Origin of the sequence: Novosphingobium sp. FSW06-99 (assembly GCF_001519065.1) — a bacterium.
Lineage (GTDB): Bacteria > Pseudomonadota > Alphaproteobacteria > Sphingomonadales > Sphingomonadaceae > Novosphingobium.
Window position 1 is genome coordinate 175,087 of record NZ_KQ954257.1, and the last position, 23,647, is coordinate 198,733.

The 23,647-nt window shown below is 65.9% G+C and carries 20 protein-coding genes; 9 read left to right on the forward strand and 11 right to left on the reverse strand.

Annotated elements, in window-relative coordinates; translation table 11 throughout:
- Nucleotides 1-155: 155 nt before the first annotated feature.
- A complete protein-coding gene (katG, locus tag AQZ49_RS13400; protein WP_067616450.1) occupies nt 156-2,330 on the reverse strand; it encodes a catalase/peroxidase HPI in 2,175 nt (724 codons plus the stop codon).
- A gap of 224 nt (nt 2,331-2,554) precedes the next feature.
- Between katG and AQZ49_RS13405 the strand changes: the two genes are divergently transcribed.
- A complete protein-coding gene (locus AQZ49_RS13405) occupies nt 2,555-3,577 on the forward strand; it encodes an NAD(P)H-dependent flavin oxidoreductase (RefSeq protein WP_067616452.1) in 1,023 nt (340 codons plus the stop codon).
- 50 nt (nt 3,578-3,627) lie between these two features.
- Nucleotides 3,628-4,866, forward strand: coding sequence for an MFS transporter (locus AQZ49_RS13410; RefSeq protein ID WP_067616454.1), 1,239 nt, complete (start codon nt 3,628-3,630; stop codon nt 4,864-4,866).
- Here the strand turns inward: AQZ49_RS13410 and AQZ49_RS13415 are convergent.
- The 3 genes from AQZ49_RS13415 to AQZ49_RS13425 all read right to left on the reverse strand — a co-directional run bounded on the left by AQZ49_RS13415 (nt 4,839) and on the right by AQZ49_RS13425 (nt 6,866).
- On the reverse strand, nt 4,839-5,507 hold the full coding sequence (locus AQZ49_RS13415; protein WP_082701784.1) for an HNH endonuclease: 669 nt from the start codon (nt 5,505-5,507) through the stop codon (nt 4,839-4,841). The genes AQZ49_RS13410 and AQZ49_RS13415 overlap by 28 nt on opposite strands.
- Before the next feature lie 160 nt (nt 5,508-5,667).
- A complete protein-coding gene (locus AQZ49_RS13420) occupies nt 5,668-6,372 on the reverse strand; it encodes a hypothetical protein (RefSeq protein WP_067616456.1) in 705 nt (234 codons plus the stop codon).
- Nucleotides 6,369-6,866 (reverse strand): RNA polymerase sigma factor, encoded by a 498-nt coding sequence (locus AQZ49_RS13425; RefSeq protein ID WP_255355426.1) that lies wholly within the window; start codon nt 6,864-6,866, stop codon nt 6,369-6,371. The genes AQZ49_RS13420 and AQZ49_RS13425 overlap by 4 nt, the downstream gene beginning before the upstream one ends.
- A gap of 86 nt (nt 6,867-6,952) precedes the next feature.
- Between AQZ49_RS13425 and AQZ49_RS13430 the strand changes: the two genes are divergently transcribed.
- The 3 genes from AQZ49_RS13430 to AQZ49_RS13440 all read left to right on the forward strand — a co-directional run bounded on the left by AQZ49_RS13430 (nt 6,953) and on the right by AQZ49_RS13440 (nt 10,398).
- Complete coding sequence (locus AQZ49_RS13430) at nt 6,953-8,176, forward strand: S8 family serine peptidase (RefSeq protein WP_067616458.1); 1,224 nt, start codon at nt 6,953-6,955, stop codon at nt 8,174-8,176.
- Between the two features lie 98 nt (nt 8,177-8,274).
- Nucleotides 8,275-9,207: an OmpA family protein gene (locus tag AQZ49_RS13435; RefSeq protein WP_067616460.1), complete on the forward strand. Its 933-nt coding sequence runs from the start codon at nt 8,275-8,277 to the stop codon at nt 9,205-9,207.
- 96 nt (nt 9,208-9,303) lie between these two features.
- Nucleotides 9,304-10,398, forward strand: coding sequence for an alpha/beta fold hydrolase (locus tag AQZ49_RS13440; RefSeq protein ID WP_082701771.1), 1,095 nt, complete (start codon nt 9,304-9,306; stop codon nt 10,396-10,398).
- Between the two features lie 3 nt (nt 10,399-10,401).
- Here AQZ49_RS13440 and AQZ49_RS13445 read toward each other — a convergent pair whose 3' ends face one another.
- On the reverse strand, nt 10,402-10,914 hold the full coding sequence (locus AQZ49_RS13445; protein ID WP_067616462.1) for a DUF2939 domain-containing protein: 513 nt from the start codon (nt 10,912-10,914) through the stop codon (nt 10,402-10,404).
- A gap of 89 nt (nt 10,915-11,003) precedes the next feature.
- On the opposite strand from AQZ49_RS13445, the gene AQZ49_RS13450 reads away from it, so the two are divergent.
- Nucleotides 11,004-11,843 carry an SGNH/GDSL hydrolase family protein gene (locus AQZ49_RS13450; RefSeq protein ID WP_067616464.1) on the forward strand — a complete coding sequence of 280 codons (840 nt, stop codon included), beginning with the start codon at nt 11,004-11,006 and terminating at the stop codon, nt 11,841-11,843.
- A gap of 12 nt (nt 11,844-11,855) precedes the next feature.
- On the opposite strand, the gene AQZ49_RS13455 is transcribed toward AQZ49_RS13450, so the two are convergent.
- Together AQZ49_RS13455 and AQZ49_RS13460 are read right to left on the reverse strand one after the other, a co-directional pair.
- Nucleotides 11,856-13,283 carry a M20/M25/M40 family metallo-hydrolase gene (locus AQZ49_RS13455; RefSeq protein WP_067616466.1) on the reverse strand — a complete coding sequence of 476 codons (1,428 nt, stop codon included), beginning with the start codon at nt 13,281-13,283 and terminating at the stop codon, nt 11,856-11,858.
- A 19-nt stretch (nt 13,284-13,302) separates the two neighbouring features.
- The gene (locus AQZ49_RS13460; RefSeq protein WP_067616468.1) at nt 13,303-14,718 is read right to left on the reverse strand and encodes a M20/M25/M40 family metallo-hydrolase; all 1,416 of its coding nucleotides are present in this window, start codon (nt 14,716-14,718) and stop codon (nt 13,303-13,305) included.
- A 128-nt stretch (nt 14,719-14,846) separates the two neighbouring features.
- On the opposite strand from AQZ49_RS13460, the gene gyrB reads away from it, so the two are divergent.
- Nucleotides 14,847-17,372, forward strand: a complete 2,526-nt coding sequence (gene gyrB / locus AQZ49_RS13465) for a DNA topoisomerase (ATP-hydrolyzing) subunit B (protein ID WP_067616470.1) — start codon at nt 14,847-14,849, stop codon at nt 17,370-17,372.
- A 270-nt stretch (nt 17,373-17,642) separates the two neighbouring features.
- On the opposite strand, the gene dnaA is transcribed toward gyrB, so the two are convergent.
- The 4 genes from dnaA to mnmA form a co-directional block, all read right to left on the reverse strand.
- Nucleotides 17,643-19,082 (reverse strand): chromosomal replication initiator protein DnaA, encoded by a 1,440-nt coding sequence (dnaA, locus tag AQZ49_RS13470; RefSeq protein ID WP_231739235.1) that lies wholly within the window; start codon nt 19,080-19,082, stop codon nt 17,643-17,645.
- 562 nt (nt 19,083-19,644) lie between these two features.
- Entirely contained in the window at nt 19,645-19,905 is a 261-nt protein-coding gene (rpsT, locus tag AQZ49_RS13475) for a 30S ribosomal protein S20 (RefSeq protein ID WP_067616474.1), read from the reverse strand.
- Between the two features lie 211 nt (nt 19,906-20,116).
- Entirely contained in the window at nt 20,117-21,541 is a 1,425-nt protein-coding gene (locus tag AQZ49_RS13480; protein ID WP_067616476.1) for a cytochrome P450, read from the reverse strand.
- A 62-nt stretch (nt 21,542-21,603) separates the two neighbouring features.
- On the reverse strand, nt 21,604-22,755 hold the full coding sequence (mnmA, locus tag AQZ49_RS13485; RefSeq protein ID WP_369819132.1) for a tRNA 2-thiouridine(34) synthase MnmA: 1,152 nt from the start codon (nt 22,753-22,755) through the stop codon (nt 21,604-21,606).
- Nucleotides 22,756-22,912: 157 nt separating this feature from the next.
- Between mnmA and AQZ49_RS13490 the strand changes: the two genes are divergently transcribed.
- Nucleotides 22,913-23,260 (forward strand): hypothetical protein, encoded by a 348-nt coding sequence (locus tag AQZ49_RS13490; RefSeq protein ID WP_067616479.1) that lies wholly within the window; start codon nt 22,913-22,915, stop codon nt 23,258-23,260.
- The gene (locus AQZ49_RS13495; protein WP_067616481.1) at nt 23,253-23,552 is read left to right on the forward strand and encodes a CtrA inhibitor SciP; all 300 of its coding nucleotides are present in this window, start codon (nt 23,253-23,255) and stop codon (nt 23,550-23,552) included. Before AQZ49_RS13490 ends, AQZ49_RS13495 begins: the two co-directional genes overlap by 8 nt.
- Nucleotides 23,553-23,647: the final 95 nt, after the last annotated feature.

A 23,647-nucleotide genomic window follows, 5' to 3' on the forward strand; every position in this document is an offset into this window, starting at 1 on the left:
GTTGTAAATCCTCCCCGGCACGGGGAGGGGGACCGCCCGAAGGGTGGTGGAGGGGCGTCACCGGATTGCGCCATGCCCGAGATGGCGTGCCCAAGGCGAAGCCCCTCCACCACCCTTCGGGTGGTCCCCCTCCCCATTCTGGGGAGGATTTTTGGTTACGCCAGGTCGAAGCGGTCGGCGTCCATCACTTTGGTCCAGGCCTTGATGAAATCGGCCACAAAGGCGGCTTCGGCATCGTCGGTGGCATAAGCTTCGGACAGCGCGCGCAATTGCGAATTCGATCCGAAGATCAGATCGACGCGGCTGGCCTGCAGCGACGCCGCACCGGTCTTGCGATCATGCGCGGTGAACACGCCGGGCGCGGTTTCGCGCCAGACATGGCTGGTGCTCGCGGCCAGCAGGGTGCGGAAGAAATCGTTGCTCAACACCCCGGGGCGATCGGTGAACAGGCCCAGCGGGCTGTCGGCGCTGTTGGCGCCCAGCACGCGCAGGCCGCCGACCAGCACGGTCATTTCCGGCGCGGTCAGCCCCAGCAATTGCGCCCGGTCGACCAGCAGTTCTTCCTCCGACAGGCGCAAGGTGCCACTGCGGAAATTGCGGAACCCGTCGACTTTGGGTTCCAGCACCGCAAACGAAGCCACATCGGTCTGCGCCTGGTCCGTGTCGGTACGACCCGGCGTGAACGGCACCGTCACGACGTGTCCTGCCGCACGCGCCGCCGCCTCGACCGCCGCCGCCCCGCCGAGCACGATGAGATCGGCCAGACTGACATGCTTGCCGGAGGCCTTGAACGTGGCCTGCACGCCTTCGAGCACTGCCAGGGCCTCGGCCAGTTCGGCTGGATCGTTGACCGCCCAGTCCTTTTGCGGGGCCAGCCGGATGCGCGCACCATTGGCGCCGCCGCGCTTGTCCGAATGGCGGAAGGTCGAGGCCGAGGCCCACGCGGTTGCCACCAGCCGCGACACCGACAGCCCGCTGGCCAGGATCTGCACCTTCAGCGCGGCGATGTCGTTGGCATCGATCAGCGGGTGTTGGGGCGCGGGCACCGGGTCCATCCAGATGCGCGGGGTGGTCGGCACCTCGCTGCCCAGATAGCGGGTGATCGGGCCCATGTCGCGATGGGTCAGCTTGAACCAGGCTTCGGCAAAGGCCTTGGCCAGCTTGTCGGGGTTCCGGTGGTAATCTTCGGAAATCGCGCGGTACGCCGGATCGGCCAGCAGCGCGATGTCGCTGGTGAACATCATCGGCTGGTGGCGCAGCGACGGATCGTGCGCGTCGGGCACGGTGCCTGCCCCGGCATCGCCCTTGGGTTTCCACTGGTGCGCGCCGGCCGGGCTTTTGGTCAGTTCCCACTCGTGGCCGAACAGCATGTCGAAATAGCCATTGTCCCAGCGGACGGGATCGGTCGTCCACGATCCTTCGAGCCCGCTGGTGATCGCATCGATCCCGCGCCCGGTGCGATTGGCGCTGATCCAGCCCAGCCCTTGCGCCTCGATCGGCGCGGCCTCGGGTTCGGGGCCCAGCAGCGCGGCATCGCCGTTGCCATGCGCCTTGCCAAAAGTGTGTCCGCCCGCGATCAGCGCCACCGTTTCGGCATCGTCCATCGCCATGCGCGCAAACGTGTCGCGGATGTCGCGCGCCGACGCGAGCGGATCGGGGGTGCCATCGGGCCCCTCGGGGTTCACATAGATCAGCCCCATCTGCACCGCGCCCAGCGGATCGGCCAGTTCGCGATCCCCGCTATAGCGTTCATCGCCCAGCCATTGTGCTTCGGGGCCCCAGTCGATGTCGATTTCCGGTTCCCACACGTCTTCGCGTCCGCCACCAAACCCGGCCGTCGGCAGGCCCATCGATTCAAGCGCGCAATTGCCCGTCAGGATCATCAGATCGGCCCAGCTCAGCGCGCGCCCATATTTCTGCTTGATCGGCCACAGGAGCAACCGCGCCTTGTCGAGATTGACGTTGTCGGGCCAGGAATTGAGCGGGGCAAACCGCTGGTTGCCGGTGCCCGCGCCGCCGCGCCCGTCGAAAATGCGATAGGTGCCCGCGCTGTGCCAGGCCATGCGGATGAACAGCGGGCCATAGTGGCCAAAATCGGCCGGCCACCAGTCCTGGCTGTCGGTCATGAGCGCGAACAGGTCGGCCTTGACGGCGTCAAGATCCAGCGCCTTGAATGCGGCGCGGTAATCGAAATCACCCGGCAGCGGACTGACCAGCGACGAATGTTGCGCCAGCACCGACAAGTCGAGCCGGTTTGGCCACCACTGGCTGTTGGCACTGGCGGCGCGGCTGGTTCCGGCGTGGAACGGACATTTGCTTTCGGCGTTCATGGTGGTCCCCTTTGCGTGAGTGATGACGATGGCCTAGCAACCCGTGGTTGATCGACAAAATGCTATAAAATTGTCAGAGAAATCGCATTGGACGATCAATGCCCGCGCGATGCCGCGACGCTTGCCGAGCCCGACGACCCACCCTAAAGGGGCGCCAGGCGGCTGTCCGGGGGCAGGAACGCCGGATCGGGACAAAATCCAGGACATCGGGGATAACAAATACCATGACCGCCTATCCAAAGACAGCGGCCCTTATGGCACGTGGCGCCGAATTTCTTGGCAGCGACCATGCCATCCTGTGCGGTGCGATGAGCTGGGTGTCCGAACGCAATCTGGTTTCCGCGATCAGCAATGCCGGCGGGTTCGGCGTGATCGCATGCGGCGCGATGACGCCCGAACTGCTTGATGCCGAAATTGCCGCCACCCGCGCGCTGACCGATCGGCCATTCGGGGTGAACCTGATTACCATGCACCCGATGCTGTTTGACCTGATCGCGGTGACCGCCCGGCACCGGGTCAGCCATGTCGTGCTGGCAGGCGGTATTCCGCCGAAGGGCAGCATCGAGGCGATCAAGGCGTTTGGCGCCAAAGTGCTGGTGTTTGCCCCGACCATCGCGCTGGCCAGAAAACTGTTCCGCAGCGGCGCCGATGCGCTGGTGATCGAAGGCAGCGAAGCGGGCGGCCATATCGGCCCGGTGTCGACCGGCGTGCTGGCGCAGGAATTCCTGCCCGCGCTGGCCGAAGACCATGTGGTGTTCGTGGCTGGCGGGATCGGCCGGGGTGAGGCGATGGCCAGCTATCTGGAAATGGGCGCGGCCGGGGTGCAATTGGGTACGCGGTTTGCCGCCGCCACCGAATCGATTGCCCATCCCGATTTCAAGAAGGCGTTCTTTCGCGCCAACGCGCGCGATGCCATCACCTCGGTCCAGGTCGATCCGCGTCTGCCGGTGATCCCGGTGCGTGCGCTGAAGAACAAAGGCACCGAGGAATTCACCGCCAAACAGATCGAGGTTGCCCGGGCACTCAATGACGGCAGTCTCGACATGGGCGCCGCGCAACTGGAAATTGAACATTTCTGGGCAGGTGCGTTGCGCCGTGCGGTGATCGATGGCGATGTCGAACGCGGATCGGTGATGGCCGGGCAATCGGTCGGGCTGGTCACTGCCGAGTTGCCAGTCGCGACGATCATCGGCAATCTGCTCGACGAATGTGAAGCCGCACTGGGCAAACGCCTGAAAGTGGCCTGAGCGCTGGTTCGAAAGTACCGCCCACCGCCCCACACACGGGACGACACCGCATGCTGCATCGCGCTTCGCTTGGATTTGTGTTCGTCGTCGTGCTGATCGACATGCTGGGGTTCGGCATTGTCATTCCGGTGCTGCCCGGGCTGATCATGCATCTGGCCCGTGTACCGATCAGCGTGGCGGCGGGCTATGCCGGGTGGCTGAGCGCGGGCTATGCGATGATGCAGTTCGTCTGCGCGCCGGTGATCGGCAATCTGTCAGACCGGTTTGGGCGCCGCCCGGTGATGCTGGTGGCAATCTTGGCGCTCGGGCTCGATTACCTGCTGCAATGGGGCGCGCCGGTGTTCGGCTGGCTGATCGTCGGGCGGCTGCTGGCGGGGGTGACCGGGGCCAGTTTTTCCGCCGCCTATGCCTATATCGCCGATATCACGCCGCCCGAAAAGCGCGCCGCCAGCTTTGGCCTGGTCGGGCTGGCGTTCGGGGTGGGGTTTGTCATCGGCCCGGCGCTTGGCGGCATTCTGGGCACGATCGAACCGCGCCTGCCGTTCCTGGCCGCCGCGCTGCTGGCGCTGGCCAATTTCGCGTTCGGGCTGTTTTTTCTGCAGGAATCGCTGGCCCCTGAAAACCGCCGTGCGTTCGACTGGCGCCAGGCCAATGCGCTGGCATCGCTGCGCGCGCTGCGCGGGCAGAATGAGACGGTGCTGTGGTTTGTCGCGGCGCTGGGCGTGTGGCAATTGTCGCACATCGTCTATCCGGCGGTGTGGTCCTATATGGCGATTGCCGCCTATGGCTTTACCGCGCGGCAGGTCGGGCTGGCGCTGGCAATGGTCGGGCTCAGCTCGGCGCTGGTGCAGGGGCTCGGGCTGCGCCGGGTGCTGCCGCTGCTGGGCGAACGCCGCGCGGTCATGCTGGGCGTCGCCGGGCTGGTCGCGGCGACCGTGCTCTACACCACCGCCACGGCGACCTGGATGGTCTATCTGGCGATTGCCGTCGGTTCGCTTGAAGGCTTTGTGCAGGCCTCGATTGCGGGGCTGAACAGCCAGGCCGTCGATGCGCGCAGCCAGGGTGAATTGCAGGGTGCGGTGCAATCGGTCGGCGCAATCGCGCAGATCATCGGCCCGCCGCTCTATGCCCAGGCGCTGGCGCATTGCAGCGGGCCCGATGCCTGGATCTATCTGCCGACAATGCCGATGGTGCTGGCGACCCTGATCGGTCTGGTGGCGCTGGCGCTGTTCCTGATCGGCGCGTCAAAGCTGGATGGGGTTCACCCTTCCAGCTCGACATCCCAATAGAGCCAGTCGCGCCAGCTATCGTGCAGGTAATTGGGCGGGAACGCGCGGCCCTTGTCCTGCAATTGCCAGGTGGTCGGGCGGATCGGTTCCTCGATCAGCCGCATATGCGCCTGTTCGGGGGTGCGTCCGCCCTTTTTCATGTTGCACGGGGCACAGGCGGCGGCGACGTTTTCCCATGTCGTGCGCCCGCCCAGCCGACGCGGCACCACATGATCGAAAGTCAGGTGTTCATGGCTGCCGCAATACTGGCACATGAACTTGTCGCGCAGGAACAAGTTGAACCGGGTGAACGCCGGAAATTCGCTGGGCCGCACATATTGGCGCAGCGCGATCACCGACGGGATCTTCATGTCGAGCGAGGGGCTGTGCACCGCGCGCTCATACGTCGCGATGATGTCCACGCGTTCGAGGAACACCGCCTTGATCGCGGTCTGCCACGGCCACAGGCTGAGCGGGTAATAGCTGAGCGGCGTGTAATCGGCGTTGAGCACCAGCGCCGGACAGTTTGACAGATGCCGGCTGCTGCCGTGTCCGGCAAACCCCGTATCGCCCACATAACGCGCAATATCAAACCGTTCGGTGGCATCGCCACCGTGGGGCCTGGCCGCAGCCGCCCTATCCATCAACGCCTTGTGAAGCATGCTCCGGTCCGGCCATTCCATGCGGGGGCTCCGCTGCCCCGGCTGGGGAAGCAATGGGATAACCGCATGACCACTTCATGACGCATGCGCAGGTTGCACCACATCAGTGACTCGCTCGTCAAGCACCGAGTCGTTCCGGCGATGCTTTTTGCACAATTGGTCATTGCCAGCCGTGTTCGCGCGCGGTGCGTTCGTGATCGGCATCGAGCGGGTCGCCCGTCGCCATCGCCTGCGCCGCCGCCATCAGATCGCCCTCGCCCGAACCGGCCTGCGCATAGGCGCCGCGTTCGGGCGCGACACCGGGGCGCACTTGTTCCATCTGCCAGCCCGCATGGCCATGACAGGCGATGCCCGAGGCGACCGCCCCTGCAAACACCCGGCACAGATCGCCCCCCTGGCGCCGGAATGTGCCGAGAATGCGGATCGGCGCGCCGTCTTGCGCCGATGCCAGTTGCCGGTCGAGCGTCCGCGCCAGATCGCCCGCGGCGATCAATCCGCCGGGCCCGGCCACCAGCGGCCCGTCGCGGTGCAATTGCGCGCCGATGCCCACGCCGATCACCAGCGATGCGGCCATCGCCGCGCCGGCCCAGCCCCGCCCCCAACTGCGCCGCGCGCGCATCGCATCCAGACTGGTGACCACCGGATCGGCACGCGCCTGGCGGATCGTATCGACCCAGTCCTGGGGCACGGGCAGGTCGGCCATAGGCGCGAAATGCGCGCGCAAGGTTTCGCGCAGATCGCGTTCAGCGGCGATCCGTGCGGCAATCGCGGGATCGCGCAGCGCCGCTTCGGCCACTTGCGCCCGCGCGGTGGCGTCGAGTTCGTCGTCGACAAAGGCGGCAATCTGTTCGGCGGTCACGGTCATCGCGCTTCTCCCAGTTCGCGCAACAAGGCTTCGCGCCCGCGCACCAGCCGCGATGTCAGCGTGCCCATCGGGCAGCCCAGGATCTCTGCCGCTTCCTTGTAGGCAAACCCTTCGACCAGCACCAGCATGACCGCCTCGCGCTGGTCGGCGGGCAGTCGCGCCATCGCGCGGTCCACATTGCCGCGTTCGGCATGGGCCTCGATTGCGGCATCGCCGCGATCGCCGACGGCGTCGCCATCCGCTTCGGGCGCGAAGGTCTGCTTGCGCCGCGTGCGGGCGCGGCCTTCATCGATCCAGATATTGCGCATGATCCGAAACACCCAGGCATCAAGCCGCGAACCACCCTGCCACTGTTGCCAGGATTTCAGCGCGCGTTCGATGGTCATCTGGCACAGATCGTCGGCATCGGTCGCATCACGGGTCAGGCTGCGGGCAAACCGCCGCATGCGCGGCAGCAATGTCACCAGCTCTTCACCGAAAACGGCCGGATGCACCTATTTGTGCCTTTCGCTGAGAGAAACGGACGGGCATCAACGTTTAATCCGGACAGTTGCGACTTTTTCCTGGAACGGACAAGCCCATGAACGCCCAGACCTTGCGATATGTCCTGCCCGGCCTGCTGGCTGCGCTGATCCCCGCCGCCGCCACAGCGCAGATCCGCGTCCTGCCCGTGGTCGATGGCGTGCTGGGCCGGGTCGATGGCGCGGTCCAGGATACCTTGCACACCACCACGGCCGCGCTCGATCAGACGGTTGGCAATCTCGGCACGATCCGCATCGATCGGATCGACCGGTTTGTGCATGATCACCGCGACAGCGTCGAACGCGACGACACCGGAGCGCCTGCGCGCGCGCACGAAGTGCTGCTGCTCGATCCCGATCCGGCGGCGCTGCGTCTGGCCGCGCAGGCCGGGTTCACCGTGGTCGAACAGGGCGATGCGGGCGGGCTGGGGATCGCCTATGCCCGGCTGCAGACCCCGCCCGGCAAGGCGCTCGGGTCGGCCATCCGTGCCTTGCGTCATGCACTGCCCGGCCACACGATCACGTCGGACAGCCTTCATTTCCCCGCCGGTGCATCGGGTCGCGCGGCGGCCGGTGCGGCGCTGCCCGCCGTGCCGCAGGGCGCCTCGGTCGGGGTGATCGACGGGGGGGTGCCGCCCGATCCGGGCCTGACCGCGCAGGCCGGGTTTGCCAGCGGTGCCCCGCATCCCGATGGCCATGCCCGTGCGATCGTGTCGCTGCTGGCCGGTGCCGGAATCGGGCATATTGCGGTCGCCGATGTCTATGGCACCGATCCCGCCGGGGGCAATGCGCTGGCGATCGTGCGCGCGCTCGGCTGGATGCAGGCGCGTGGGCAACGCGTCGTCTCGATCAGCCTGGTGGGGCCGGCCAATCCGCTGCTGGCGCATGCCGTGGCGATCGTGCAGACGCATGGCATGATCGTGGTCGCGGCGGTCGGCAACGACGGCGCCGCAGCGCCGCCCGCCTATCCGGCATCCTATCCCGGCGTGGTCGCGGTCACCGCTGTTGATGGTCACAACCGCGTGTTGTTCGAGGCGGGCCACGCCTCGCATCTCGATTACGCGGCGCCGGGCGCCGACCTGACCGCGATCGGTCTCGACGGGCGCGCGCATGCCTTGCGCGGCACATCGTTCGCCGCGCCGCTGGTGGCGGCACGGCTGGCCGCGTTGTCGACCGACGACGACGTGCGCGCCACGCTGCGCCGCGCCGATCAGGAGGCGGTGCACGCGGGTGCGCGCACCGGGCGGGGCATCTTGTGCGCGGCATGCCGACAGGGCCTTTGAAAAAATTTTCGGCCGCGTGGATCAAACCGCGCGGCCCATCCGTCTCTCCAGCACAAGCCGGTGCGGATTACCCCCGGCAGCGATCAAGGAGACGAACGATGACCAAAGTCCTGACCACGACGATCTCGCTCGCACTGGCCGTTGCGCTGTGCGGCCCCGCCCATGCCCAGTTGCGCGGTGGTTTGGGTGGCGGGCTGGGCGGTGGGCTCGGTGGCGGATTGGGCGGCGGCTTCGGCGGTGGATTGGGGCGCGGTCTGTCGGTTGACGGCAATGTCGGCATCGACGGCGCGGCCAGCACCGCCAACACCACGCATCATGCTGCCCCGCGCACGCCAAAGCCGGCCAAAGTGGCCACGACCGCAAAGCCTGCCGGGTTGACCGCACCGGTCAACGGCGCGGCGCACGCGGCGTCGCTGTCGGCCACGCCGGTCGCCAATGGCACGATGCGGGCGGGCGAACGGGTCGCGACCGGCGCCGATCGCGTGGTGGTGCAAGGCGTGTCGCGCGTGATGTTTGTGCCTGCCATTCCCGATTATGCCGTGCGCCACACCGCGATCGTCGAATCCGGTATCGTGCCGGTCGCCTATGCCGACGCTCCCGCCTATATCGACACGCAGTACCAGGTGCTGCAGAACGACTTGCGCGGAACCGGGGTCGATGTGGTGCGGCGCGGGCAACAGATCGTGCTGGAAATGCCCAGCGACGTGACGTTCGCGTTCGACAAATACGATATCCAACCCCGTTTCCGCCCGGTGCTCGATGCCGTGGCGCAGACGCTGTCGAAATATTCCGCCACCTATATCGATGTCGATGGCCACACCGATGCGATCGGCAGCATGGCCTACAACCAGACCCTGTCGGAAAAACGCGCCTTTTCGGTCGCCGATTACCTGTCGGAGCGCGCGGTGATCCCGGCGCGCATGCATGTCGAAGGGTTCGGCAAGACCGAACCGATCGCATCGAACGCCACGATTACCGGACGCGCCGCCAACCGCCGTGTGGAAATCGTGCTGACGCCCTACGTCGGATGATCCGGGCAATGACCTTCGGGGACATTGCGCCCCGGGGGTCATTGCGCCACGCTGTCGCAACGGGCCCGTTGGCAGGCCCGATGCGGAGTCAAGCCGATGCCCCTGCTGCGCCTTGGTGGCCTGTTTATCCTGATGCTGATGGCTTCGAGCGTGTCGGCGCAAACCCCCGCCGCGCCGCAGGGCGCCGAACACGTGTTTGCCATCCGCAATTTCGCCAGCGAATCCGGCGCGGTGCTGCCCGAGGCCAGGATCGTCTATGGCACGTACGGACGCCTGAATGCGGCAAAGGACAATGTGATCCTGGTCCCGTCGCACTATATGGCCGACTGGCACGGCTATGAATGGCTGATCGGCAAAGGGCTGTCGCTCGATCCCGACCGGTATTTCATCGTTGCCACTGAAATGTTCGGCAATGGCCGCTCAAGCTCGCCCAGCAACACCCCCGAACCGTTCCACGGACCGCGTTTTCCGGTCACCACCATCCGCGACAATGTCGAAGCGGTGCGCCAGTTGCTGGCGCATGAATTCGGCGTGACCCATGTGCGCGCGGTGATCGGTTTTTCGATGGGCGGGCAACAGGCGTTCCAGTGGGCGGTCAGCCATCCCGACTTTGCCGACCGCATCGTGGTCACCGCCGCCACCGCCAAAACCTATGGCCACGGCGTGGTCCGGCTGGAAAGCCAGATTGCCGCGATCACCGCCGACCCGGTGTTTGCCGGGGGCGATTACATCGTGCAGCCGGCCAAGGGGATCGAGGCGTTCAATCTGGTGTGGACCGCCTGGCTCTATTCGCAGGAATGGTGGCGCCGCGAACTGTGGCGCCAGGGCGCGCCCGCAGGCACGACTTTTACCCAAGTCCTGGCCGATTATCGCACAAAATTCATCCCCGGCGCCGATGCCAACAACTTGATCCTGCAGGCCCGTGCCTGGCAACGCCACGATGTCGGCACCACGCCCGGACACGACGGCAATATCGAACACGCGCTGCGCAGCATCACCGCCCCGGTGCTCTATATGCCCGGTGCCACCGATCTCTATTTTCCGGTCGGCGATGCCCGCTACGAGGCGGGGTTCATCCGCCATGTGGTGTTCAAACCGATCCCCAGCCTGTGGGGCCACCCGGCGGGCGCCGCCGCCGGGCCGGGCGACGGCAAGTTCCTCAACGATGCGATCCGCGATTTCCTGAAATAGCGTCTATTTCGCCGCATCCACCGGCAGCACGATATCGGTCAGGCGCCACGACAGCCCGGTGCGCGTGAACACCAGTGTCGGCGGGCGGTCGTCGGTGCCGCGCACCGGCTGCGCGGTAAACCGGTTCAGCCCCTGGCGGGTGATTACCCAATGCGCGCGCGTGCCGTGATCGTCATCCTGCCCCGACTTGCGCAGCTTGCCAGCATCGACCAGCGTGCTGATCCCGTCGGGGCTGATCACCGCATCGACCACCCGGTCGCCGATCGCCGCCACGAACAGCGCGCCGATCGCGCCCAGCCCGCCCGAATGATCCCCGCCGCGCAGCAGCGCCGCGTTCAACTGGTCTTTCAACGATTGGCGCACGGCGGGAAAATCCACCTCTTGCGCCAGCGCTTCGCGATCGCCCGCCTGCGCCGACAGTTTCAGCGCGTGCATCGCGCCGAGCGGCGACACCCACAGCCAGCCACCCGCCAGCACGAGCAGCAGCACGCCCAGCCCCAGCAACACCCGCTTCATCGCGCACCTTTCCCGATCGATACGGCCGCACTTTACGCCGACTGGATGAATTGCCTATGTCTGTGTTTCCGCGGCGAGAGGATACTGCCATGCGCACTGCCTTGACCTGGGCCATGCTTGCCCTGCTGTTCCCTGCCTTTGCTGTGGCGAAATCCCTTGCGCCCGGCAGCGGCTATGTCGCGATGGGCAGTTCCTATGCGGCCGGGCCGTGGATCGCGCAAAGTGCCGACACGCCGCCCAACCGCTGCGCGCGATCAGACGCCAACTATGCCCACTTGCTCGCCGGCCGGCTGCACCTGGCCCTGACCGACGTCACCTGTTCGGGGGCCAGGGCCGTGCACATCCTGCAGGCCTGGGACGAAGTGCCTGCGCAGATCGATGCGGTGACCGCGCAGACCCGGCTGGTCACCATCACCGTCGGCGGCAACGATCTCAACTATCTGGGCACGGTCATGGCGATGACCTGCCCGCGCATCCCGCCCGAGCAGGCGCGGGCGATCTTTCAGGGCCCGTGCCCGCCGGTAAAGCTGCCCACCGCCGAGGATGAGGCCCATCTGGCGCAGACGCTGCACACCGCGATCGCCATGATTCACACCCGCGCGCCACAGGCCCGGGTGATCCTGGTGCAGTATTTCACGCTGTTCGCGCCGGGCGAGACCTGCACGCAGACCGGCCTGACCGAGCCCGAACAGCAGGCCTTGCGGGGCGTCGCCGCGCACTTGTCCGACATCACCGCCCGCGCCGCGCACGATACCCATGCCGAAATCGCACCGGTTGACGCGTTGTCGCGCGCCCACGCCATCTGTTCTGCCACGCCGTGGGTCAACGGCAACCACGCCGACCGCGCGAACAATGACGGCACCTATTACCACCCCAACGCGGCGGGCATGACCGCCGTCGCCGACGTGCTGGCCGGGTTTTTGGGCTAAACCGGGCTTATCTCACTTCGCGTAGGCCAGCACCAGGTCATAGAGGAACGCGCGGCCTTTCAGCAGCGCGGCCACTTCCAGATGTTCGTTCAACCCGTGGATGCCGTTGAGGTCGGGGTTGGCCCAGATGCCCGGCGCGCCATATGTCGGGATGCCGACGGCTTCCAGATAGATGCCGTCGGTGGCGCCGGTCGACATCGTCGGCACCAGCGGCACGCCGGGGAAATATTTCGCGCTCAGCGTTTCGATCGGGCCGATCACCGTGGGGTCCATCGGCGGGGCCTTGGCCAGCGGGTGATCGGGGTCGGTGGTGGTGACGGTCACGCCCGGATCGTTGAACACTTTGGTCAGCTCGGTGTTGATTTCGGCAAAGCTGTGGCCGGGAAAGATGCGGCAATTGACGATCGCATCGGCGCGCTGGGGCAGCGCATTGGTGGCATGGCCGCCATTGAGCATGGTGGCAACACAGGTGGTGCGCAGCGTCGAGTGAAAGCTGCGATCGTGATCGAGCAGCGCCACCGCCTGTTTGAAGGCATCGCTGCCCGGTGCGGCGCTGGCCACGGTCTGCATCGCCTGGCCCGCCGGCCCGCCATAGACGGCACCTGCCCTGGCAAAGAACGCGCGCGTGGTGTCGTTCAGTTCCGCGGGAAAATCATAATCGCGCAGCCGCAGCAGCGCATCCGACAGTTCGTAGATCGCGTTGTCGCGCACCGGGATCGAGCTGTGGCCCCCGGCGTTGCGCGTTTCGACGCGATAGTCCTGGCTGGCCTTTTCGCCCACTTGCACCGACATCGCCACCAGATGCCCGCCTTCGGACAGGCCCTTGCCGTCGGTGCGGCCGCCGCCGCCCTCGTTGATGGCAAAGGCGGCGTCGATCAGATCGCGCTTGTTGTGCGCCAGCCATTCGGCGCCGTTGAACGCGCCGCTGGTTTCCTCGCCACAGGTCAGCGCCAGCTTGACCGTGCGGCGCAGCTTGACCTGGCCCGCCTTCAGCCGCGCCAGCGTATCGACCCAGATTGCAGCCATCGCCTTGTCATCCAGAGTGCCGCGTGCCCAGAAATAGCCGCCTTCCTCGATCAGCGTGAACGGGTCGCGGGTCCAGTCGGCGCGCTTGGCTTCCACCACGTCGAGGTGCGCCAGCAGCAGGATCGGCTTTTCGGCGTTCGACGTGCCGGGCAGCACCGCGACCAGCCCGCCCTCTTTGGGATGTTCCGGCGTGGCGAAATAGGTGATCTGGTCGTCGGAAAAGCCCGCCGCCTTCAGATGCGCGCCCATCCGCTGCGCGGCCAGCGTGCAACTGCCGCTCGACAGCGTGGTGTTGGTTTCGACCAGTTCCTTGTAGGTCGCGCGAAACGCAGTCTCGGTCGGGTCCTGTTCGGCATGGGCGGCCTGGCTTGCCAGCGTGGCGAGCGCCACCCCGGCCAGAATGCGTGCGATCATCGATGTTCTCCCCCAAATACTAGAATGCGTAAACGCGGATCAACGCGTTCAGAAACTTTCGCCCGGTCAGCAGCGATTGCACTTCGATGCGTTCGTCCTGGCCGTGGACGCCATTGCCGTCGGGATCGCTCCACAGCCCCGGCACGCCATAAGTCGGGATGCCGACGGCGGTCAGGAATGTCGCATCGGTATAGCCATTGGCCATCTGGGGCGCGAGCACCACGCCCGGCCAGTATTGCGCCACCAGCCGCCGCGCCGGATCGAGCACGGCGGGGTCGAGCGGCGGCGGTGGCGGCGCGGGGCGCAAGGGCGCCAGCGCGGTCACGCTCACTTCGGGATCGCCGATCACGCGCTCCAATTGATGCCCGATCTCCTCGACGCTGTGGCCGGGAAAGATGCGGCAATTGACCGTGGCGCCCGCCCGCTGCGGCAGCGCGTTGGGGGCATGCCCGGCATCGAGCATGGTGGCCACACAGGTGGTGCGGATATTGGCATGCAGGAACGCGTCGGTATCCACCTGCCACAACGCGGCCTTGTCGGTCGGGTCCGCGGCCAGCGCGACCATCGCGCGCCCGGTGGCATCGCCACGCGCTGCGCCAACGCTGCGGAAATAGGCGCGCGTGGTGTCGGTGAATTCGACCGGAAAGCGGTATGCCTCGATCCGGTCGAGCGCGTGCGCCAATTGATAGATCGCATTGTCGGGGCGCGGGGCAGAGCTGTGCCCGCCGCGATTGCGCGTTTCCAGGCGGAAATTGGCAAAGGTCTTCTCGCCCACCTGGATGGTCTGGGCGATGATCTTGCCGCCTGCCATGACCGGCTTGCCATTGGTGCGCCCGCCGCCACCCTCGTTCAGCGCAAACGCGGCATCGATCAGATCGCGGCGGTTTTCGGCCAGCCACTGCGCGCCGTTGAACGCGCCGTTGGTTTCCTCGCCGCACGTCAGCGCCAGCTTGATCGTGCGTTTGGGGCGGGCATGGTCGTGCGCCAGCCGCGCCATGGCATCGACAAAGATTGCCGCATGCGCCTTGTCGTCATAGGCGCCGCGCGCGTGGAAATAGCCATCCGCCTCGACCAGCGCGAACGGGTCGCGCGGCCAGTCTTCGCGCCGTGCCTCGACCACATCGATATGCGCCATCAGCAACAGCGGTTTGAGCGTGGTCGACCGCCCCGGCCAGATTGCCACCAGCCCGCCTTCGCGCGGATGCCCGGGCGCGGCATAAGCGATCAGCCGATCGGGGGTGAAGCCCGCCGCCAGCAACACTTCGGCCATGCGCGATGCCGCCAGCGTGCAATCGCCATGCGCCAGCGTGGTGTCGGTTTCGACCAGCGTGCGATAAGTCTGGCGAAACGCGGTCTCATCCGCATCGGGCGCGGCATGAACCACGGGGGCGATCAACGCGGCGGCGAGAATCAGCGAGGCAAGAGCGTGGTGCATCGCCCCTGTTGTGCCATGATCCCGGCCAAGCACAATCCCGCGCCGCCGATCGATGACATCGTGCTTGCCACTGTGCAAAACGTGGCGGTTTAGCTTGGGATTCCTGTGACAGGTGCTATGGCGAAACGATGGCCAGTACCAACGAAAACATCCCCAACACCAATGCCTATGGCGCGGATTCGATCAAAGTCCTCAAGGGGCTCGATGCGGTGCGCAAACGCCCCGGCATGTATATCGGCGACACCGACGACGGATCGGGCCTGCACCACATGGTGTTTGAAGTGTCCGACAACGCCATCGACGAAGCGCTGGCCGGGCATTGCGATCTGGTGCTGATCGAACTGAACCCCGACGGGTCGGTTTCGGTCGAAGACAACGGGCGCGGCATTCCCACCGGCATCCATTCCGAAGAAGGCATTTCCGCCGCCGAAGTGATCATGACCCAGCTCCACGCGGGCGGGAAATTCGAAAACACCAGCGACGACAATGCCTACAAAGTTTCGGGCGGGTTGCATGGCGTGGGCGTGTCGGTGGTCAACGCGCTGTCCGAATGGCTGGAACTGACGATCTGGCGCGACGGCAAGGAACACTGGATGCGCTTTCAGCATGGCGATGCCGTTGCCCCGCTGATCGAACGCGGACCCGCGCCGGTGATCGATGGCAAGATGAAAAAGGGCACGCGCGTGACCTTTTTTGCCAGCCACGACACCTTCAAGAACGTCACCGAGTACGATTTCGACAAGCTGGAACACCGCTATCGGGAACTGGCGTTCCTCAATTCGGGCGTGCGCGTGCTGCTGCGCGACAAGCGCCATGCCGAAGTCAAGGAACACGATCTCTATTACGAAGGCGGTATTGCGGCGTTCGTCAAATATCTCGATCGCAACAAACAGCCGCTGGTGCCCGATCCGATCGCCATCTCGGCCAATCGCGACGGTGTCGGCATCGATGTCTCGTTGCAGTGGAACGACAGCTATTATGAAAACGTGCTGTGTTTCACCAACAACATCCCACAGCGCGACGGTGGCACGCACCTCGCCGCGTTCCGCGCCGCGCTGACCCGCACGATCAACGGCTATGCCGAACGCTCGGGCCTGCTCAAAAAGGAAAAAGTCACCCTGTCGGGCGACGACATGCGCGAAGGGCTGACCGCGATCGTCTCGGTCAAACTGCCCGATCCCAAGTTTTCCAGCCAGACCAAGGACAAGCTGGTCAGTTCCGAAGTGCGCCAGCCGCTTGAAAGCCTGATGGCCGACAAAATGAACCAGTGGCTGGAAGAAAACCCCGCCAATGCCAAGGCCGTCATCCACAAAGTGATCGACGCCGCGGCCGCGCGCGAAGCCGCGCGCAAGGCCCGCGAACTGACCCGGCGCAAGGGCGCGATGGATATCGCGAGCCTGCCCGGCAAGCTGGCCGATTGCCAGGAACGCGATCCCAGCAAATGCGAACTGTTCCTGGTCGAAGGCGATTCGGCCGGCGGCTCGGCCAAACAGGGTCGCGACCGCACGATCCAGGCGATCCTGCCGCTCAAGGGCAAGATCCTCAACGTCGAGCGCGCGCGGTTTGACCGCATCATCAGCTCCAAGGAAGTCGGCACGCTGATCCAGGCCATGGGCACCGGCATCCGCGACGATTTCAACATCGAAAAGCTGCGCTACCACAAGATCGTGATCATGACCGACGCCGATGTCGACGGCGCGCATATCCGCACCCTGCTGCTGACGTTCTTCCACCGCCAGCTTCCCGAAATCATCCGCCAGGGCCACTTGTTCATCGCCCAGCCGCCGCTGTACAAAGTCTCCAAGGGTCGCAGCGAAGTCTATCTGAAAGACAACGCCGCGCTCGACCGCTATCTGGTCGATGCCGGCCTGGCCGGGCGGGTGCTGGAAACCGCCGGCGGCGCGCGCACCGGCGCCGACCTGGTCACGCTGATGGATCACGCGCTCAAACTGCGCGACCTGATGGCCTTTGTCCCGCGCCGCTATGACCCCGCCATTGTCGAGGCGCTGGCCCTGGCCGGTGCGTTCGATCCCGCGCTGACCGACGAAACCCGCCCCGCCGCGTTGGCGCGCGGCGCCGCCTGGCTCGATCGTGGCGATCCCGAAGCCCGCTGGAGCGCGCAGATTGCGGCCGAAGGCGGATACCTGATCCAGCGCCTGTGGCGCGGCGTGACCGACCACCACGTGATCGAACCCGGCTTCCTGGTCAGCCAGGAAGCCCGCCGCCTCCACCGCCTCGCCGCCGAACAGGCCGAAGTCTATGACGGCAAGGCCCGCCTCGTGCGCACCAGCGCCGCCGCCGCCGAACCCGTCGAGGCCCCGACCGGCGATGATGAAGATACCGCCGCTGCGACCCCCGTACGCGCCTCCACCACCGGCGATGCCATCGGCCGCCCCAGCCAGTTGCTCGACGCGGTGTTCGCTGCCGGGCGCAAGGGCCTGGCCGTCCAGCGCTACAAGGGCCTGGGCGAAATGAACGCCGACCAATTGTGGGAGACCACGCTCGATCCCGACCACCGCACGCTGCTGCAGGTCAAGATCGAAGACGCCGACGTGACCGACGAAATCCTGACCCGCCTGATGGGCGATGTCGTCGAACCCCGCCGCGAATTCATCCAGGACAATGCGCTGAACGTCGCCAATCTCGACGTCTGATCGGGGGGCGTTTTAAGGGCCTTCGGCGGGCGTCAACGGCCTCCGGCGGGCAAGGGCTATTGCCCTTGCATCCCCTGAGTTTGGTCTTGGTTCGACCTGTCGCCGGGAGACAATCCTGCCGCTTCGCGGCGGGGCGCAACAGCGCGGCGGCATACAGGTTATGACGATAACGGGATGCAAGGGCGATGGCCCTTGCCCGCCGGAGGCATACTTCAAACGCCCGCCGGAGGCATCTTCAAACAACCGCCGGAGGCATGTTTCAGCCTCCGCTCAGTCTTCCAGTTGCCGCAACAGTGTCCGTACATCGCCATCCATTTCGGCGTCGCGGGTGCGCAGTTCCTCGATCAGGCGGACGGCGTGGATCACGGTGGAGTGATCGCGGCCGCCGAACTTGCGGCCGATTTCGGGGTAGGAGCGGGGGGTGAGCACTTTGGCGAGGTACATGGCGACCTGGCGTGGGCGCACGACCGCGCGGGCGCGGCGTTTGGAGGCCATTTCGGTGCGGTCGACGCGATAGAACTGGCACACCGCGCGCTGGATTTCATCGATGGTGATGCGGCGGCGATTGGCCGACAGGATATCGGTGAGTTGTTCCTCGGCGAGTTGCAGCGAAACCGGCTGGCCGGTGAGCTGGGCATAGGCGATCAGTTTGTTGAGTCCGCCGACCAGTTCGCGCACGTTGCGATTGATCGTGCGGGCAAGGAATTCGATGACATCGGCGGGCACTGCGGTCGAACCGAAGCGGGTCAGGCGGTGTTCGAGGATCTTGCGGCGCAGATCGATGTCGGCGGGCTGGATATCGGCGACCAGGCCCATCGACAGGCGCGACAGGAGGCGTTGTTCGACCCCGTCGAGCGCCTGGGGCGCACGATCGGCGGCGACGACCAGGCGTTTGCCAGCGCCCAGCAGGGCATCGATGGTGTGGAGGAATTCTTCCTGGGTGCTCGATTTGCCGATGATGAACTGGATGTCATCGACCAGCAGCAAGTCGAATCCGCGCAAGCGCGCCTTGAATTCGATCATTTCGTGGCTGCGCATGGCCTGCACGAATTCGATCATGAAGCGTTCGGCCGAGCAGTAGAAGATGCGCGCGCCGGGACGGGCGGCGGCATAGGCGTGGCCGATGGCGTGGAGCAGGTGGGTCTTGCCCTGGCCGGTCGAGGCCTTGAGGTAGAGCGGCGAGAACTGGGGCTGTTCGATCGCGGCCATGCGCTGCGCGGCATTGACCGCCAGCACGTTGCCCGCGCCCGACACGAATTCGGCGAACGTCAGCGAGGGATCGAGCCCGGCGCTGGCGCCCGACAGCGCCTCGACCGCGCTGACCGGGGCGGGCGCGCGCGGCGCGGTGGCCGGGCTTTCGCCGGGCAGGCGCAGGTCGGGCATCGCACGGCGGCGCGGGTGCACGCTGATGCGCACCTGGCGCACTTCTGAACGGGCGATCTTCCAGGCCAGCGACAGGCGATCGGCAAAGCGGTCCGACACCCAGTTGGCGGAAAACTCGGTCGGCAGGAACAAGTCCAGCGTGCCGGTTTCCTTGCAGAACGTGCCGACCTGGATCGGCTTGATCCACTGGCTGTGAAGCTGCGGGCCGAGGTCCTTTTTCAGGCCTTGGCTGATGTCGGCCCAGTCGGCGGCCAGGCCGACCGCTTCGCTGTCGTCTGCAGGGGCATGATCGCGCGGTTTGCGTCCGTCGGTCTGCCCATGCGCCATCTGGCCGAGACCGCGCGCATTGGCACCTTGCGGCTGGCCACGTCCGGGGGTCGCGCCAGTCATGTAATCGTCGATCTTCACTACGTTATGGTCCCGCATGTCGAGCGCGCCACACCAAGCCCCTGGTGCGACAGCAACTAAGTCCCCACCCGATCAGACATGTGTCCAACCGACCGATTGATTGCTTAAGTTCTGTGATCCCCGCCCGCGAAAGCTGTCTCTGCCAGACGGCCACGCGGCGAGTGTCGCAACCTGTCTATTGGCGAGTGGGCGGGATTCGCAAGCGGAACTGCGCAAAGAATCTGAAATAAATCGCCTTGACTCAAGTGACAGCTTGGAAATTTTCTAAAGCTATGAAAACAAAAGATTAATTTTATAGACCCTCGCGAATCGCGATGAATCCGCCATTTAGCGCGCGCGGCCGTGTCACCGATCTGTCATCGAACGGGCAGCAAAAAGGCCGACGTGCAATACGCCGGCCTCATGGCTGGTGCCCGACAGGCACCACTCGTCATAATCACCTGGGACTAGGTCCATAGTGGACCTGCCAGGGCGATGCGAATCAGAGCGCGGCGACGCGCTTCGACAGGCGCGACACTTTGCGCGCCACGGTGTTCTTGTGCATCACGCCACGGGCCACGCCACGCGCCAGTTCGGGCTGCGCTGCCTTCAGCGCCTCGGCGGCGGCCGACTTGTCGCCGCCTTCGATGGCGCTTTCGACTTTCTTGACGAAAGTGCGGATGCGCGAGAGGCGCGCGCCATTGATGGCGGCGCGGTTTTCATTGCGACGGATGCGCTTGCGGGCTTGCGGCGTGTTGGCCATGTCTGTTCGTTTCTCGTCCTGTGCGGTCCGCTCGGTTACCCCGGAACCAGGGGGCGGCCGAACAATCTCGGGTTTGTGCCAGTGTTGATCCGGTTCATGCCCCGTGCGTGGGTCCGGATAACTGGGCGGCAAAGCCCGGCCAACCGGCGCGACGGAACAGGCGGGCAAGCCCGCAGGAAAGGCGCGCCCATATCGACAGTGGGCGGGCGCGTCAACAGATTCGCCGCAATTCCAGCCGCAACCCGTCGCGCGGACGCGGAATCGGCCAGGCCTGCCAGCGCGGGGCATAGCCCGGTGCGGCCTCGATGCGATAGCGGGTCAGCACGTGATAGGCCAGAATGCGTGTCTGCATCGTGGCAAAATGCAGCCCCAGGCACATATGCGCCCCGCCGCCGTACGGAACCCAGGCATATTTGTGCCGTGCGGCGACTTTGTCGGGGGTAAAGCGCAACGGGTCGAACCGGTCGGGATCGGGCCACAGCCCGGGGTCGGTATGGACCAGCGCCGGGTTGATGCCGACATTGGTGCCCGCCGGGATAGGGTGGCCCATGAAGGTGAAATCGCGCAAGGCCCGGCGCGGCAGCGCGGGGACCGGGGGCATCATGCGCAAGGCTTCCTTGAACGCCAGGTCGGTCAGCTCCATCCGCGCCAGATCGCCATGCGCCAGCGCGCGCACCGTGCCGCCGGTGGTGGCCAGCGCCTCGGCGCGCAACCGGTCCTGCCAGTCCTGATTTTGCGCCAGTTGCCAGATCAGCGTGGTGAACGACGACGTGATCGTGTCGTGCGCGGCCATCAGCAGAAAGATCATGTGATCGACCACCACGTCGGGCGGCAGCAGCGTGCCATCCTCGCGCGTGGCCAGCGCAAACTGGCTGAACATGTCCTGGCCGGGGTCGGCGCGGCGGGTTTCGAGCAGGCGGGTGAACCAGTCCACCATCAGCCGACGCCCGGCCACGCCGCGCCCCATCGCGGTGAACGGCAGCGGGCGCCGGATCGGGGCGACCGCCGCCTGGACCATCGCGGTGAACGCTTGGTTCAGCCGGTCCGCCTCGGGCCCCAGCGGAATGCCCAGAAAGCTGGTGGCGGCGGTCTGCAGGGTCAGCGCCTTGATCGCGTCGTACATGCGCAAGGTGAAACGGTCTGCGCCATTGCCCCAGCCCTGCACGGTGGCGGCGATGTCGCGGCCCAGCAAGTCGCAATAGGCCTTCATCGGTTCGGGCTTGAACGCCACCGACAGTGCGCGCCGGTCGATCCGGTGCGCCTCGTGGTCCATCAGCATCAGTCCGCGCGGAAACAGCAGGTTGAGCAGCGGGCCCCAGCCCTGTTCGCTGGAAAACAGCCGGTCGCGATCGAACAGCACCAGCTCGTTGGCTTCGGGCCCGATCAGTTCGACCCCGCGCTGGCCAAAGCTGCGGGTGCGATAGACCGGTCCATACGTGGCCACCATGCGCCGGGCAAAGCGGTCGGGATCGGCCAGTTGCATGAACGTGGTGCCGATCACCGGCCAGCCATCTTCACCCGGTATCGCATCGAGCGCGGCATCGCCGGGATAGCGGGTCCAGTGCGGATTGCCGCGATCGGTCTGGATATCGCCGGTGGCGCCCGGTCTGGCATCCGCCGCTGCAAGGCTGGCCATCGTGTCTCTCCCATTTCTGTTTGGGAGATAATGACATGAATGTCAGCAATCGGAAAGATCGTTCAGGCGGCGGCCTCGGTCTGTTCGATCCAGCCGCCGCCGACCACGCGTTCACCGGCATAGAGCACGGCCGCCTGCCCGGGCGCGACGCCCAGTTCGGGATCGCGAAAGCGGATGGTGGTGGCCGCGCCTTCGCCCAGCGGGCCTTCGAGCGTGATCGGCACGGGCTTGGCCAGCGAGCGCACTTTGGCGGTCAGCGTTGCGCCGTCGGGCAGCGCGCCGATCCGGTTGGTATCGCCCAGTCTTGCGCGCGCCACCGCCAGCATGGCGCGCGGCCCCACCAGCACGCGCGCCTGCCCTGCGTCGAGCGCGACGACATAGAGCGGTTCGGCCAGACCGCCGATGTCGAGCCCGCGGCGCTGGCCGACGGTGTAGTGGATGATCCCCTTGTGGGTGCCCAACACCGCCCCGGTGGCAGCATGGACGATCTCGCCGGGCCGCGTCCCTTCGGGGCGAATGGCGCTGACCACGCGGGCATAGTCGCCATCGGGAACGAAACAGATGTCCTGGCTGTCGGGCTTGGCGGCGACGCCCAGCCCCATCGCGGCGGCAATCGCCCGCACGTCGCTCTTGGGCAGGCCACCCAGCGGAAAGCGCAGATAGGCCAGTTGGTCGTCGGTCGTACCATAAAGAAAGTAGGACTGGTCGCGCGCCGGATCGAGCGCGCGGTGCAACGCAATGCCCTCGGGCCCCGCCACGCGGCGCACATAATGCCCTGTCGCCAGGCAATCGGCCCCCAGATCGCGCGCCATGCGCAACAAGTCGGTGAACTTTGGCCCCATGTTGCAGCGGATGCACGGGATCGGCGTGCGGCCTGCCAGATAGTCGTCGGCAAAGCGTTCGACGACGGCGGCGCGAAAATCCGATTCGTGGTCGAACACATAGTGCGCAAAGCCCAGCCGATCGGCCACGGCGCGCGCATCGCGGATATCATCGCCGGCGCAACAGGCCCCCTTGCGCCCGGTCGCCGCGCCGTAATCATAGAGCTGCAGCGTAACGCCGATCACTTCGGCGCCGCTGGCGGCCGCGAGTGCGGCCACCACCGAGCTGTCGACGCCGCCCGACATGGCAACAACAATGCGGCATTCACGCGCGGGGCGCGGCAAGTCGAACAGGCGCGCCGGATCGGCGACCGGGGTGTCGGAGGCTGTCATCGGCGCCCCATAGGCGCTTTTGATTGCGCGCGCCATGGTCTCGACGTTTGGGGGCGGGAACGCCCTCGCGTTATGGTTTCCTCGGCTTAATCATGCCTAATCACAGGTAAAGGGCGCCTTTACCGTCCTTTATCCACGTTGGGGGTAACAGACCCTCATGAACATGGCATTTTCCGATTCTCGCACGTTCGATACGGGCGATGGGACGCAGGCGCTGCGGCCCCTGGAATGGGGCGAACTGTGCGCCCGGCTGGTGGCTGCTCAGGATTTGCGACGATTGCAGACGGGCACGGGCCAGCCACGCGCGACCGGTGCGCGCTTGCCACCCGGCAGTTTTCACGGGGGCGCGGCGCAGATGCTCGAACACCATGATGGATCGCAACATCTCGTTAACCCAACCTATTCAACCTATCGAAAAGACAATCAAGGCACAGATGGTGACAGCCGCGAAACCCCGCTGATCGAGCGCACGACGCGCCAAGCCGACGAGAACTGCCATGATTGAAAACCAGAAGATCAGGCCTTCCCAGGTGATCGGACCCCTGGGCGAGCCGCTGACGATCGACAGCCTGCCGCCGCCAAGCACGACCCGCTGGGTGGTGCGCCGCAAGGCAGAAGTGGTGGCCGCCGTCAATGGCGGGCTGTTGACCATCGATGAAGTGTGCGAACGCTACAACCTGACGCTCGAAGAATTCGCCTCGTGGCAACGCGCGGTCGATCGGTCGGGGATGCAGGGTCTGCGCGTAACGCGCATTCAGCATTACCGCGAACTCTACGAGCGTCAGCAGAAATATTGACGGGTCCGGGCCGGGTTTGGTCGGGCTGGACTGCAAAACGGGCCGCTGGTCGTGAACGACCGGCGGCCCTGTTGCATTGGCGCGATGATTGCGCC

What these genes read in the sequence shown, in the direction of transcription:
- katG (WP_067616450.1), bottom strand. Translation starts at nt 2,330, where the DNA reads ATGAACGCCGAAAGCAAATGTCCGTTCCACGCCGGAACCAGCCGCGCC.
- AQZ49_RS13405 (WP_067616452.1), top strand. Translation starts at nt 2,555, where the DNA reads ATGACCGCCTATCCAAAGACAGCGGCCCTTATGGCACGTGGCGCCGAA.
- AQZ49_RS13410 (WP_067616454.1), top strand. Translation starts at nt 3,628, where the DNA reads ATGCTGCATCGCGCTTCGCTTGGATTTGTGTTCGTCGTCGTGCTGATC.
- AQZ49_RS13415 (WP_082701784.1), bottom strand. Translation starts at nt 5,507, where the DNA reads ATGCTTCACAAGGCGTTGATGGATAGGGCGGCTGCGGCCAGGCCCCAC.
- AQZ49_RS13420 (WP_067616456.1), bottom strand. Translation starts at nt 6,372, where the DNA reads ATGACCGTGACCGCCGAACAGATTGCCGCCTTTGTCGACGACGAACTC.
- AQZ49_RS13430 (WP_067616458.1), top strand. Translation starts at nt 6,953, where the DNA reads ATGAACGCCCAGACCTTGCGATATGTCCTGCCCGGCCTGCTGGCTGCG.
- AQZ49_RS13435 (WP_067616460.1), top strand. Translation starts at nt 8,275, where the DNA reads ATGACCAAAGTCCTGACCACGACGATCTCGCTCGCACTGGCCGTTGCG.
- AQZ49_RS13440 (WP_082701771.1), top strand. Translation starts at nt 9,304, where the DNA reads ATGCCCCTGCTGCGCCTTGGTGGCCTGTTTATCCTGATGCTGATGGCT.
- AQZ49_RS13445 (WP_067616462.1), bottom strand. Translation starts at nt 10,914, where the DNA reads ATGAAGCGGGTGTTGCTGGGGCTGGGCGTGCTGCTGCTCGTGCTGGCG.
- AQZ49_RS13450 (WP_067616464.1), top strand. Translation starts at nt 11,004, where the DNA reads ATGCGCACTGCCTTGACCTGGGCCATGCTTGCCCTGCTGTTCCCTGCC.
- AQZ49_RS13455 (WP_067616466.1), bottom strand. Translation starts at nt 13,283, where the DNA reads ATGATCGCACGCATTCTGGCCGGGGTGGCGCTCGCCACGCTGGCAAGC.
- AQZ49_RS13460 (WP_067616468.1), bottom strand. Translation starts at nt 14,718, where the DNA reads ATGCACCACGCTCTTGCCTCGCTGATTCTCGCCGCCGCGTTGATCGCC.
- gyrB (WP_067616470.1), top strand. Translation starts at nt 14,847, where the DNA reads ATGGCCAGTACCAACGAAAACATCCCCAACACCAATGCCTATGGCGCG.
- dnaA (WP_231739235.1), bottom strand. Translation starts at nt 19,082, where the DNA reads ATGGCGCATGGGCAGACCGACGGACGCAAACCGCGCGATCATGCCCCT.
- rpsT (WP_067616474.1), bottom strand. Translation starts at nt 19,905, where the DNA reads ATGGCCAACACGCCGCAAGCCCGCAAGCGCATCCGTCGCAATGAAAAC.
- AQZ49_RS13480 (WP_067616476.1), bottom strand. Translation starts at nt 21,541, where the DNA reads ATGGCCAGCCTTGCAGCGGCGGATGCCAGACCGGGCGCCACCGGCGAT.
- mnmA (WP_369819132.1), bottom strand. Translation starts at nt 22,755, where the DNA reads ATGACAGCCTCCGACACCCCGGTCGCCGATCCGGCGCGCCTGTTCGAC.
- AQZ49_RS13490 (WP_067616479.1), top strand. Translation starts at nt 22,913, where the DNA reads ATGAACATGGCATTTTCCGATTCTCGCACGTTCGATACGGGCGATGGG.
- AQZ49_RS13495 (WP_067616481.1), top strand. Translation starts at nt 23,253, where the DNA reads ATGATTGAAAACCAGAAGATCAGGCCTTCCCAGGTGATCGGACCCCTG.